The following is an 11,995-nucleotide window of genomic DNA, read 5'->3' on the forward strand; positions in this document are numbered from 1 at the left end:
TCTGCTGCCCTTCAACTTCGCCAAAGCAACAGCAGCCTGATCAGACCAGATACCGTTCCCGATTCGAAGGCCATCCGTCGAAAGCCCCCGCGTCAACGTGCAGCGAAAATAGCGCTTACACTTGATCGACGGCTTGACTCGCCTGATGAATGAAGAGGCGACCTCGACGAAGCCGTCAATCTTGACAATCCTATCGAGGTAGCAATAGCAGAACTGGCCCGCCTCTCTGGGTCGCCCCAGGGCCGCGCCAGGCAACTCCTCTATTGCTCAGCGCAGGTGCAACGCAAGGAGCGGCTCGGCAGACCATCGCCCATTTCGATGGCCGGAAGGCACCCGTGCTTGCGTGCTGTTGTGTGCGCTGCGCCGCATCGCCCTGGTCCGCACCCAGTCGCCACCGCCAGCTGTGGCACTTTGCTCCTCAAGTTGGTGAAGCTCGGGCGCTGGTCAGGATCAGCGCGCGCCGCGTCGCCTTCTCCTCGGCTTGCGCCGTCATCCCAAAATGGCGCTGGTCGCGGCGCGGCCCCCTGGACCCGCGGTTCTCCCGCCTGACACGCCGCGCCGCCCCGCGCCAGACCGGCGGCACCACCCGCGCGCCACGGGAGACCAGGCCCGCAACTCTCGCGGCCCGCGCATCCGGCGCCACCATGGTGCTGGCTGCCGCCCGGAGCGGCTGGAAAGCCAGGGCTCGCACCTCACTAAGGCCTCAGGCCTGAGAATCCGGGGTACCCCTCGACGAAGCTACCCTACGCCTAAAGAGGGTGTTCTTGTCTAGGGTTTTCCTAGCGTAAGGTAACAGGGTCAAAAAAGAAACTATGCGAGGAGCGCCTTGCGAGACGTGCGTACCTCAATCGCGTCAGGGGAGGCTACGATGACAACGAAATCCTTGGTGACCACAAAGTCTTTTATAACAGTGCTTGTCAGCCAAAGCGAGTTACTCCGAGAGGGCCTTGTTCTAATTCTGGACGCAGCAAAGTTTCGCATTCTTTTCTCTGCGGCTTGTGTTCACGACCTTCTGCAGAAGGCGCTACCCAAGCACCGGTCCATCTTACTCATCATGGATGTCGACGGTACTGACGCGGATGCTGGATTCGCACAAATTTCAGAATTTAAAGGGATTTATCCGACCAGCCATGTCGTTGCGCTAGCCGATCACTGTCGACCGAACGATATAGTTTCAGCCCTTCGTGCGGGGGCGGACGCGTATTTGACAAAAGTTGCCGCTCACGACACTTTCATCAAAGCTCTCGAATTGGTTATGCTAGGTCAGACGGTGCTACCTGCAGAAACTTCGACGTTTATTCAGGACATAAGACATGGTCTGAAATATGATGCGGTAAATGACTTTACAAATGTGGCTGTTTCAATAGAGAGCGCTGATCGAGAACCATCAATGTTGTCAACTCGGGAAGATTGTATTATACGTTGCTTGATAGGAGGGGAATCTAACAAAACAATCGCGCGCAAGATTAACATCGCCGAAGCGACGGTGAAGGTGCACGTGAAGGCCATCCTTCGAAAGATTCGGGTCGGCAACCGCACCCAGGCTGCAGTTTGGGCGATGAACCATGGTATGCTCACTTCCGATCCAGGCAATGGCCCATCAGGGACCGAACAGATGGCAACTCAGCCTTCTCCCCATCCGCAAGAGCTACTTGAAGCACAAAAGGAGTACCACCTTGTCAAGAACACTCATCCGATGTGACCGCCTCCGCGTCTTGACACATCGCCCTTCAGGCTGGTGACCTGTACTGCATTATGCTGCCGCACGAAGGAGACCCCGGTCGACCGATGCGACGAGAATCCCGATGCTCAAAACCGCAACTTTGAGATGGTCTCAGGTCCCAGCAACCACACCTTTCTACGACGCACTTTCCAAAGCTACGCCCTGATACGAGCTTCCGCGGTCAAGAACGTGTAGGTTAAAATCACCCCCGGCGATGGTAGCGTAAGGAGGGTGCAGTAGAGACGGGATCGCAATGGGGACGCTGCGGTGGACCCGTCAACGGGACCGCGACCCGGCCTTTGTGATTGCCGTCGCGGATTTCGATGACAGCTACTTCCCCGCCCACAGCCGATCGATAAAGCAGCGGCTGACCGATGCAAGATCACGGTTTCATCCCGACGTGGTGTTGACCCAGGCCAGGTTCGACGCCATCAGGGCCAGCGGGAGGTCAACCAACTGACCTGGATGTCTTCCGTGATCATCCGGTGCTCGAATACGAGATCCCGAAATTGGGACTGCGACCTTTGCCACCCCAATGCCTACGTGCCGCTCACGGCCGATGTGCTGGAACGCAAGATGAGCCCCTCGACGCGCACTTCGGAACGCTGCGCTCCAGGGACTGGTTCGACGGTTCGACCGCCAGACACTCGCTGGGCTTGCGAGGTTGCGCGGGATGGAATGCCGGGCACCCGAGCATTTCGCCGGGGCTTTCACGCTCCGGAAGGCCAAAATTCTTTAGCAGTTTGCACACATTCTCTCGCAAAAACTTGCGGGGCGACCATCGAAAAATGGAGTGGGCCTTGAACTCATCGGGCGATCTGCTAAATATTCGTCTACGGCGGTCCGACAAAAAGACGTCTACAAGGAAAGATAGTTCAGAACTAGTCATTCAAGCCGACCGTTTTTCTATCCATTTTGAAGTTAAGGGATTCATCAAAGTGGGCAAGGCAAAAATTAGTCCTGGATTTTCGTTCAAGAAAGCCCGGATCGGAACGGTCGAGGGCGGAGAATCCGGGGTTCTGGTGTGGAAATGGGACCAACTGGTCGCGGTCCTTACCCGGATCGACGAGGAAGCCTACTCCACGAAAGGCAAATGGTTCCTCGAAACAGGCTTCGGGCTGCTGAGCGGGCAGCACAAGAATTTCGATACGATCGAAGAAGCCATAAGATGGGTGGCCAGACACACTTTCCCTGACGCTGCAGATGGATCGGCGGATTCAGCGGCAGGAAGTTAACCCGAATCGCGGTCAGCTTCCGAGCTGGCGGAAATTGCGCATTTCCCTTTTCAAGCGGTCGTCCTCCAGGCCAGTTTCCTTGTCAGCTGGAATCTTCTTGGCTTTGCGTGCCGCCCTGTGCAGGTCCCAGCGAAGCCCTTCGGCGACACCGAGACCCGTTTGTCAGACGCCGTCACCTTATTGGTCCGCAATCGAAGTGAGGTCGTGCTCATCACCGCCAGTCACCGTCGCCGGCCGCCTCGTCGCGGGTATATCGATTCACCCGAGGCTGGCCGTCTTATCGCTTGGGAGACGCTTCAGCAACAGTTTCTTCCGTGAAGAGATCGTTGACTTTGCAGGCGACTTCCGTGCGGTTGGTCGCCTTCAGCTTCTTCATGATATTTCGGATGTGGACCTTCACGGTGCTTTCGCGCAGGTTCAGTTCGTAAGCGATGATCTTGTTAGCCTTTCCGCGCCGGAGCGCTTGGGCGACCTCGGCCTGCCTGAGCGTGAACATGCCTTTCAAAGGCTGCGTGTCGCGGCTGTCCGAACCTATCAGGTGGCGCATGCAAAGGACACTGCTCGCAGGGACGAAGATGCCTCCCGCTGCCGCGAGGTTGATAGCCTCGACACAGACGTCGATTTCGACCGAGGTCGGAATATAGCCGCGTGCGCCGCATTCGAGAGCGGTCAGTATGTGTGCAAGATCTTCGGTGTCGGCCAGGATAACCACAGGGACTGATTTGAATTCGGACGAAATATGCCTAATCTCGTCTGCGATGCCATGATCGGTGACCTTTCGGCCGCCAAGGTTGAAGAGTATGGCTGCAAGGGGAGGTGCCGAGCCCTTCTTCACGCGCCATTCATCGATCGAACCCATGGCGGCGATCTCCATGCCGAGTTCGTGGTCCGCGAGAGCCGATGCGAGACACTCGCGGCCTAGAGCCCGTCCGTCCAGGATGAGGAGGCATCCTCTGCCTCCTTGGCCGTGGACGCTTTCCGTTCCGCTGGACAGCACTCCTGACCGATTGGCCGTGTGTTTATGCCGCCCTGCTGTGGAACCCATGTCAATCCCCAATCTTTTCGCACAGGCCGCGTTGCGGCTGCCAAAACACCCCTCATTCTTCGCAATCTGAAAGCTTGAATACGCTGCCCTGTGTTTGAATGCGCTTGTGATTGAACACCCAGCCCTTGTGAAAGCGTGAGCTCACCAGCAGTTTCAGCAGTTCTTCACCCCTAGCCGAGAACAGCTTGTGCAGCCTATCGTCTATTTATAAGCGTTCTCTAACATAAGTTAATTTTTAGAAAATTTCGCCTCGACGGTCGCCTGAGGACATGTGTTGAGACCGCGTCACCCCGCGTTGAAGCTCCCGCGAGTTCGATCGTGACGCGCGGTCCGGTCAGATTCAATCCCTTTGGCCATGTGCCAACCCTTGAAATGATTCCCGACCGCTTAAGGAATGCCAAGGAGTGGGATAGCTCTGCGAGGTTGACTAACCGGGTAGGCGATGATGCCATTCTCAGGATGGGACCGCTCAGCCAAACCCCAGCAGCCATTCGAGGGAGGATCGGTAGTTCCTCGCGATTGCGGACGAGAATTCCTGAAGGTGGATATTGGCATGACGAGGGCGCAGTTCGTGGCATCCGTGGCCAGTCCGAGAACACCCGGCTGTATCTGCCGCCGTTTATGGCCAGCTTACGCGCATTTCGGCAGCACCTTCTCCTCATGCCATAGGCCATGGTGCCGTCGGTCATGATAATCGGGCCTTTGCGGCTGCCCTCTTCAAGATAGACTGCGGCGAGCTAGGTCCACTACCAGCCCGGACATCGTCCGGAACTGCCTCAGCGACGACGCACCGTCGTCTTCCAGCAGAAATTTTGCTGATGGCCTATGCGCTGGCGCCCAGCACCGCGCCGCAGGGGGCGACGCGAAAACCCTGCTGGAGACGGTTGAACCCGAGCTAGAGGGAATAACCTTTACCTGAGGTACTCGCTGTCGAATCCGGCTGTTTTGACCAGCTTCTTGCGGTTGATCACCTCTACATAGCCTGCCTTGAAAGCGACGAGATCGGCCTTGCGGAGTTCCCCCAACGTCCGATTGAGGTGAACGGTGGTCATTCCGAGAATGTCGGCCAATTCGTGCTGGGTAAGCGGACACTCATATCGTCCATGGGCCGACAGGCCAACGATCGAGAGCCTCTCCTCCAACTCGAGCAGGAAATGGGCGGTGCGGCTCATCGCGTTCCGCCGTCCGGCATTCATGAGATGTTCGGTAAGGATGGCGTTCAGGCGGGCCAGGGAGCAGGCGATGGTCTTGCCGAGCCGGCCTTCCGACAAGATGGCCTCTACCAGTTTCTTGCTGGAAATTTCATAAACAGCTAGTTCGGTTATGGAGGCTAGGGACGCTAAACGAGGTCCGTCCACGGAACGGAAACCGACAATGTCCCCCCGCAGAGGAGTGTCGATGATCTGCCGTTCTCCGTCCAGCAGTCCGCGGTAAAGGAGGGCCCAACCCGATTTTACGATGAATATCCCATCGTTATTGTCATCCTGGCGGCATATCACGGAATGGGGTTTGTAAATTCTTGCGGTAACACCGAGAAAATCGTTGTTACCCCAATCGTCCTTCGAGAATGTCCCCCCTACGGGATGCGAGTGTATGAACTGCAACAGTGTTTGCATGTTGCTTCAATTTCCGCACAACCTACAATAATTACTCCCGTACGAGTTCGACAGAAGGACCACCCACGGTAGAGGCAGGATGGCCTACTGTCCTCGTCTGTTTGAATGAAGTAGATTGACGGTTGGAAAAGCGCGGTCGCGCCAGTTATCGCACCTCACTAGACGGTTTCGAGCCGGCTGAACCGAACCGGGATGAGTTTCCGGGTCTCGAGCTGCCCTGCCGCATCCTTGTCGATGACAGTCAGAAACTGTGCTTCTTTAGATCCCAAAGGCAGAACCAGCCGTCCCCCCGGCTTGAGTTGCTTCAGAAAAGCCGGCGGTGTCTGCTCAGCCGCCGCCGTGACAAGGATCTTGTCGAATGGGGCGTGCTCGGGCCAGCCGCGAGACCCGTCTCCGACACGAATGCCGACATTGGATAAGCCTAGCTCCTGCAGGAGAGCCTCCGCACGGCTTACGAATTCCTCGACGATTTCTACGCTCCAAACCTGCCCGGCGAGTTGCGCGAGGATTGCGGTTTGATAGCCCAGGCCAGTGCCGATCTCGAGCACCGCCTCGTTCGATTGGGGAGCAAGGAGATCGGTCATGAGAGCGACGATGAATGGCTGCGAGACGGTTTTATCGAAGCCGATCGGCAGCGGCATGTCCTGGTAGGCATAAGGTGCAACCGAGGCTGGCACGAAGCGATGCCGCGGCACTCGCCGCATCGCTGCCATCACCCGCTCATCGAGCGCCGCCTTGCCGAGTTCTTCGCTTGCAAGGTCGGTATGGATTGCAATCATCTCGACCATGTGCCTGCGTAGGACCGCGAGGTGCTCTTCGTTCATTGGCTTCATGACGGTGGGGCCTTCCTCAACCAGCTTGCTGCCGGTGAGCATTATATCCTGTTCGTCACGGTAGCGCCCGCCATCGTTTCCATTACGGTGCCCAGGGCAAACATGGGTGAGCGTCTTGGCAGGCTATCGCTGGCGGCGACCCTGGAGATTCTGGGCGCTATATCGCCATAGCGGTGTGTCACACATGCGGCTATCGCGCATCAGCTTCGCCAGCACCGGCCGGCAGGGCGATGCGCCGGAGCCGTGCTCCTGGTGGGCGAGGCGGCAGCCAGCCGCCTTGACCTCGTCGACCTGGGCGTCGGTCGCCCGATCCTCGGTCGAGACGCGGGGATCGCCAATGGGCGGCCGATCGGGAGAACTGGACGTTGTGCGTGCATTGGCCGGTTTCGGGGCCGTTTTTGGATTTTTGTACACACAAGGAATGTGCCAGAACATGAACGTGTGAATGCGTCTGGAGAGGCCTCAACGACGTCTCATCAGCCAACCGAGGCTTGTAATCCGTCACTAATGCCATATCTTACGCACAAGAAATGTGCCTCTGGATATGGCAAGGGGGACAGGGATGACCCAAGCATTGAAAGTTCCAGTTCAGAACGAACCGTTAGTGCTGTCCTATATGGATCGGGCTGGGAAGATCGCTGTCGCCCAGGTTGCGGATGGATTCGGTATGTCCAAAGGTCAGCTTGCCGAAACGGCGGGTCTTGCGCGGGAAACCCTCTATAGGATTGAGCGTAGCCGTGCTGCAAAGACGCAAGGTCGCCTTCGTGAAATGCTTGAGATCATCAGCCGGGTGATCGACTGGGCTGGAGGCAAGGAGCAGGCGATGGCCTGGTACCGAGCCCAGCCGATACCGGCATTCGGCGGGCGGACGGCGGAAGCTCTGGTCAAGGAAGGCAAGGCCAGCGCGGTTCGCGACTACCTGGATCATGTCGCCGTTGGTGGCTTTGCTTGAGGTTTGCCGGAATTTGCCACCGCGCCCATGATCCGCGCTGGTCCTTCCAGCCTATCTCAGGCGACGGAGCGGCTATTCGGGGCGCCAGGTTCAACCCGAAAGGTGTGCCTACGCTTTATCTGGCGCTCGACATCGTGACGGCCGTGAAGGAGGCCAATCAGGGTTTTGCACATCGCATTGATCCCTGCGTGCTTTGCTCATACGAGATCGATTGCGATGACATTGTCGACCTGAGGACGGCGCAAGGCCAGGCCGACGCCGGGATCCGGTTCGAAGATATGGCTTGTGCCTGGATGGATTTTCTCGCCCATGGCAAACGGCCGCCCTCATGGAGCATCCATGACCGCCTCGTTGCTGAAGGCAAGTTCGGCATTCTCGCGCCCAGCTTCGCGCCAGGTGCCGGCACATGTGATCAGAACCTCGTGCTATGGAGCTGGGGCGAGGTGCTCCCGCACCAGGTCAAGGTGATCGATCCGGGAGGCCGGCTGCCTCGGAAGCAATTGTCCTGGAGCTAACGCCGCAAGGGTCGGATCGAATTGCGACTGAGGGGATTATCCGCGCCGCCCGCGCGAGCGTGCGTTCCGCGTCATTGTAATAGTTTGAGGCCTGCTGCACGGAGCGATGCTGCGACTGCTGCAAGGCTTCGGGCAGCGGAATGCCGCGGCGTGCGGTTTCGGCGAGATAGCCGGAGCGCGAGCCGTGGGCGGAGAAGGCTTGCGGATGGGGCCCGGCCTCGGCGGTGCGCCGCTTCAGGATCAGATTGACGGCCTGTGGCGTCAGGGCGGGCGCGCGCTTCGAGATTGCCCAAGTGGTCGATGCCGCGAAACACGGCGCCGTCGCTGATCCCGGCGCGCGCCAGCCAGTCCTTCAAGACCAGCACAGGCCGGCCGACGAGCAGCACGAAAGCGTCGCTGTCGGCTTGCGTCGTCTCTGTGCGGCCGAGCCGCATCGACAGGCATGGCAATTTATCGCCGTCGGGAGCGTTGGGATCCGCCGGAACCGGGTCTTGGTCGACCAGCTTTCGACGCGAAGAGCAGAAATTTCGCTGCGACGCTGGCCGCCGGAGGCCAAGGCGGTGATGAGAATCGGGCGATCCCTGACGTCGACGAGCCGGTCGCCGGCGCATGTTTTCAGGAGGGCGGCCAGAATATCGGCGGTCATAGCGTTCCTGCTCTTGCAGCCGCGGACGGGCGCTGGCGCGCACCGCCAGTTTGATCGCGCTCTGCAGCCCCGGCGCATTGAATTCCCGACAGGTTTCGCCATTTGGTCAAGATTGACCAGCTCGACAGCCGCCGGCGCACGGTGAACGACGCGTGCGGTTTTTGTCACCCGTAACAGGCCCTGGGCTACCAGCGATGCCGCTACGTCAGCCGGCATGCCCTGCGCCAGGTCGGCCTCGCGTTTCGAAAAATCCCAAACGTGGTGAGCGACGAATTTGAGGAGCAGGGATTCCGGCGCCGGCCAAGGCAGAGGCTGTCCGGTGGTGGCCAGCGACCAGGCGTCGAGATAGCCGAGGTCGGAGGCGAGCGCGCGGAGGGAGTTTTTGCCGATGCGTTCCTGGGCCAGATGGCGCAGCATCGCGACATCGTGGTCGGTCAGGATTTCGGCCAAAGGATCGCGGCGGTCGAAGGGCAGCACCGAATCCAATGCGAGTTGAGCGCCTTGGTGCGTCGAACACCATTGCCCGGTGGCCGAGCGACGCGGTCAGTCGCCATTCGCGAGCGGTACGAGAATTCGGACTGCCTAGCCGCGCGGCAACTGCGAGCTTGCGATCGAGGGTGGCCAGCGGCAACGCGGTTTCAATTGCCAGCGTACTGCCCCTGGAAACCCTGATCGGGCCCGTCGCACGCGCGACCGAGGTTTTGGTCCGTCTCGACGAGCGGTTGGCCCATTCGCCAGTCCGCGACGGTTGTCGAGCGCCAGCATTTTGCCGACGCGGCCTCTGCCCTTTGGCTGGAGGGCGAGCTCGTGCACCTCGAGGATCTCGTGTTGCACGACGCCCATATGGACATCCGCACGCCAACCCACGAACTCACCCGCGCACATGCGGTGCTGCGAACCCGCCGGCGGTTTTGGCGCTGGCCGGCCGCGGCGGCGCCATGCCGGCGGCGGCGGGCCACAAAAGCCGAGACGGGGAGGGGGCTGGAGCCAGCTCTTTTGAAGCCGATGGTCGCGAGGATGCTGAGGACGATCGTCTGGCCGAAGAATTTGCCGAGATCGATGCCGTCCTGGCGCGCTCATCAAAGATCCTGAACGGAGCCAACGTGCCTGGTCGAAAAGAGGAAACGTCACGACGTGAACGGCCGGAGCCGCAAAGCAGCCTGATCTACGATCTCGACTGGAATGAAGAGGAACGCCTGGCCGAATGGCAGGCCGTGCTCGCCGACACGCGGGAGTGGCCATTGGTGACGCGCCGCGATCCTGCTCGAGGCCTGGTCGGACATCGAGGTGCTGCAGCATGCCACCTGGCTCGGGCCATTGCTTGTGGCTGCACTGCTGCGCCAGGAGGGTCTCGCGGCCCACCATCTCGCCACCTGCATCTCGGCGCCAAGAACATTCCGCGCGAGCGGCGGCGGGCGCGCAACTGCTCGGACCGGTTGCTGGCTTTTGTCGACGCCATCCACGACGCAGCACTGGTCGGCCTGAAGGAACATGATCGGCTGGTGCCGGTCGAAGAGCAACCGATCGCTTCAGACAATACTTTTCCCGTCGAGGACACGGGCATGCCCGATGCCGAACTCGAGGCGGCTCTCGCCGGAGCGCGCGCGCGTGGCCGCAAGCGTGTCGCCGAAATTGTCGCCGGCGAGGACATGTTGAGCGCGGATGCCTTTGCCAAGCTGCTCGGCACGTCGCGGGTGACGGTCAACGCCAGGCGGCAAAGCGGACGGGTGCTCGGGATCATGGCGCCAAGCGCGGTTTCCGCTTTCCTGTCTGGCAACTCGACAAGGACGGTCGTCCCTTCGGCGCATTGCCGGCGCTGCATGCCATGTTGGGCAATAGTGCCTGGGCCGTCTATCGGTTTCTGGTGTCGCGCCATGGCGCCCTCGATGGCCGGACCGGCCTTCGAGCCCTTCAACAAGGCGATGACGCCTCGGTTTTGGCCGCGGCGGAAGGCATGGCCAGGGGCGATTTCGACTGAATGCCCGGCGTTCCACCTCCACCCGATTTTGGGCGTGCAAAGCTCGAAATCGAGACCATACCGCGCGGTCGGACGTTCGGTCGGATCTACTGGAGCACCTATCCTGATCCATTGGGGTACGGGAAGTCGCCGAGCCGGTTCAGCGATCCTCGACGCCGTCTTGACGCCAACCGGTTTGGCGTTCTGTACCTCGGTGACTCCCTGAAGGTGTGTTTCCTCGAGACCGTGCTCCGCGACCGCCGCGAAGGAATCCTTGACGAACTTCCAATAGAGGAGGTGAGCTGACCCGACGGCGCTATGCGCAGATCGCGACCACGACAGACCTACGCCTGGTCGATCTCAGAGGCGACAATGCCGCTCGGATGGGTGTGCCGACCGATGTCGTTCGCGCACAGCGCCAGAACCTGGCACGCCGGTGGTCACTGGCGTTTCACGAGCAGCCATCTCAGCCCGACGGGATCATTTATCCCTCGCGCCTCAATGAGGCGACCAATCTTGCCATTTACGATCGCGCGGTACCGAAGCTTCAGGCGAAGCGTGTTATGGCCCTTCTCGGCGCGCGAGGGCTGGCTCAGGTCCTGGAGGATTTCAGGGTGGGGTTGGTGTGAAGATGCAGCTCGTATCCGTATCGCTTGGCGAAGATGGCTGTAGCGCCAGAAGCGTCCACTAAGCCGGAGCAACGGAACGACCGATGTGGGGCCGGAAGTAGACGATCCGGTTCTGGAATGAACTAGCACAAAGCTGCATTCCGCCGACGATGTCGTCGTATAGGTGTCATAAACACCGCAGAAATACGACCTGTGTCCAAAAACCCTCATCCGACTATTTCGGCTGGCATCCAGACAGCCCGCTTCTGCACTCTGCTCCACCGACAGGGAAACCTTCGCGCGAGTTGACTGTTGTTGTAGCTACAAGACAGAGGAGAAGGTTGAATGGCATCCGTCCGATACATCGTTGCGGACGTCAATGAGGCGGTCGCGTTCTATCGAGACAATCTCGATTTCAAGATCGACATGCACAATCCGGGTAAGTTCGCCGCGCTGCTGCGCGATGACTTGACGCTGTATCTCAGTGCCCCAGGTGCGGGGAGCGGTGGTCAGGCGGGCGGCGATCCGAAGCCAGGTGGGTGGAACCGATTTATGATCGTTACGAACGAGATCGATGTCCTTATTGAGCGGTTGCGCCGGGCTGATGCAAGATTCCGCGGCGAAATCAGCGACGGCGGTGCCGGTCGCGCAATCTTGCTCGAAGATCCATCGGGCAACGTCATCGAGCTATTCGAGTTCAAGAAGGACTGAGCCTGACGTAAAGCTTGGCGGCGGACAGTTAGTTTTGGTACGTCTGCTCATGGTCATGTCGCCTCCCGGAGAACGAACATGAAGTAATCGCGGAAGCGGTGGCCACCTGAGATGTGGCGGCGATGTTCGAACATCTGGCCGGCTGGCTGTCCTC

General features: G+C 59.6%; 10 protein-coding genes and 3 pseudogenes. 9 read left to right on the forward strand and 4 right to left on the reverse strand.

The window, feature by feature from the left end; all coding sequences use genetic code 11:
• The first annotated feature begins 868 nt into the window (after positions 1-868).
• Positions 869-1,702, forward strand: coding sequence for a LuxR C-terminal-related transcriptional regulator (locus tag NKI39_RS33385; protein ID WP_352837310.1), 834 nt, complete (start codon positions 869-871; stop codon positions 1,700-1,702).
• Between the two features lie 821 nt (positions 1,703-2,523).
• Positions 2,524-2,958 (forward strand): hypothetical protein, encoded by a 435-nt coding sequence (locus NKI39_RS33390; RefSeq protein ID WP_352837313.1) that lies wholly within the window; start codon positions 2,524-2,526, stop codon positions 2,956-2,958.
• 277 nt (positions 2,959-3,235) lie between these two features.
• Here the strand turns inward: NKI39_RS33390 and NKI39_RS33395 are convergent, their stop codons facing one another.
• The 3 genes from NKI39_RS33395 to NKI39_RS33405 form a co-directional block, all read right to left on the reverse strand.
• Positions 3,236-4,003, reverse strand: a complete 768-nt coding sequence (locus tag NKI39_RS33395; protein WP_352837316.1) for a LuxR C-terminal-related transcriptional regulator — start codon at positions 4,001-4,003, stop codon at positions 3,236-3,238.
• A 911-nt stretch (positions 4,004-4,914) separates the two neighbouring features.
• The gene (locus NKI39_RS33400; RefSeq protein WP_352772349.1) at positions 4,915-5,619 is read right to left on the reverse strand and encodes a Crp/Fnr family transcriptional regulator; all 705 of its coding nucleotides are present in this window, start codon (positions 5,617-5,619) and stop codon (positions 4,915-4,917) included.
• 158 nt (positions 5,620-5,777) lie between these two features.
• Complete coding sequence (locus tag NKI39_RS33405; RefSeq protein WP_352772372.1) at positions 5,778-6,452, reverse strand: protein-L-isoaspartate(D-aspartate) O-methyltransferase; 675 nt, start codon at positions 6,450-6,452, stop codon at positions 5,778-5,780.
• A 562-nt stretch (positions 6,453-7,014) separates the two neighbouring features.
• Here NKI39_RS33405 and NKI39_RS33415 point away from each other — a divergent pair.
• Together NKI39_RS33415 and NKI39_RS33420 are read left to right on the forward strand one after the other, a co-directional pair.
• Positions 7,015-7,404 carry an antitoxin Xre/MbcA/ParS toxin-binding domain-containing protein gene (locus NKI39_RS33415; RefSeq protein WP_352772346.1) on the forward strand — a complete coding sequence of 130 codons (390 nt, stop codon included), beginning with the start codon at positions 7,015-7,017 and terminating at the stop codon, positions 7,402-7,404.
• Positions 7,401-7,919 (forward strand): RES family NAD+ phosphorylase, encoded by a 519-nt coding sequence (locus tag NKI39_RS33420; RefSeq protein WP_352772344.1) that lies wholly within the window; start codon positions 7,401-7,403, stop codon positions 7,917-7,919. Before NKI39_RS33415 ends, NKI39_RS33420 begins: the two co-directional genes overlap by 4 nt.
• Positions 7,920-7,953: 34 nt before the next feature.
• On the opposite strand, the pseudogene NKI39_RS33425 reads toward NKI39_RS33420, so the two are convergent.
• Positions 7,954-9,051, reverse strand: a pseudogene (locus NKI39_RS33425) (site-specific integrase); the annotation flags it as partial.
• A 452-nt stretch (positions 9,052-9,503) separates the two neighbouring features.
• On the opposite strand from NKI39_RS33425, the pseudogene NKI39_RS34430 reads away from it, so the two are divergent.
• From NKI39_RS34430 to NKI39_RS33455, 5 genes and pseudogenes are all read left to right on the forward strand, one after another.
• Positions 9,504-10,013 (forward strand): annotated as a pseudogene (locus NKI39_RS34430) (RHE_PE00001 family protein); the annotation flags it as partial.
• 90 nt (positions 10,014-10,103) lie between these two features.
• Positions 10,104-10,543: pseudogene (locus NKI39_RS33440) on the forward strand (XRE family transcriptional regulator); the annotation flags it as partial.
• Positions 10,544-10,828, forward strand: a complete 285-nt coding sequence (locus NKI39_RS33445; RefSeq protein WP_352837319.1) for an RES domain-containing protein — start codon at positions 10,544-10,546, stop codon at positions 10,826-10,828. It begins immediately after the preceding pseudogene.
• 44 nt (positions 10,829-10,872) lie between these two features.
• Positions 10,873-11,151 carry an RES domain-containing protein gene (locus NKI39_RS33450; protein ID WP_352837322.1) on the forward strand — a complete coding sequence of 93 codons (279 nt, stop codon included), beginning with the start codon at positions 10,873-10,875 and terminating at the stop codon, positions 11,149-11,151.
• A gap of 324 nt (positions 11,152-11,475) precedes the next feature.
• Positions 11,476-11,841 carry a VOC family protein gene (locus NKI39_RS33455; protein ID WP_352616595.1) on the forward strand — a complete coding sequence of 122 codons (366 nt, stop codon included), beginning with the start codon at positions 11,476-11,478 and terminating at the stop codon, positions 11,839-11,841.
• Positions 11,842-11,995 lie beyond the last annotated feature (154 nt).

The sequence above is a fragment of the Mesorhizobium sp. M0664 genome, from assembly GCF_040320565.1.
Classification (GTDB): Bacteria; Pseudomonadota; Alphaproteobacteria; order Rhizobiales; family Rhizobiaceae; genus Mesorhizobium.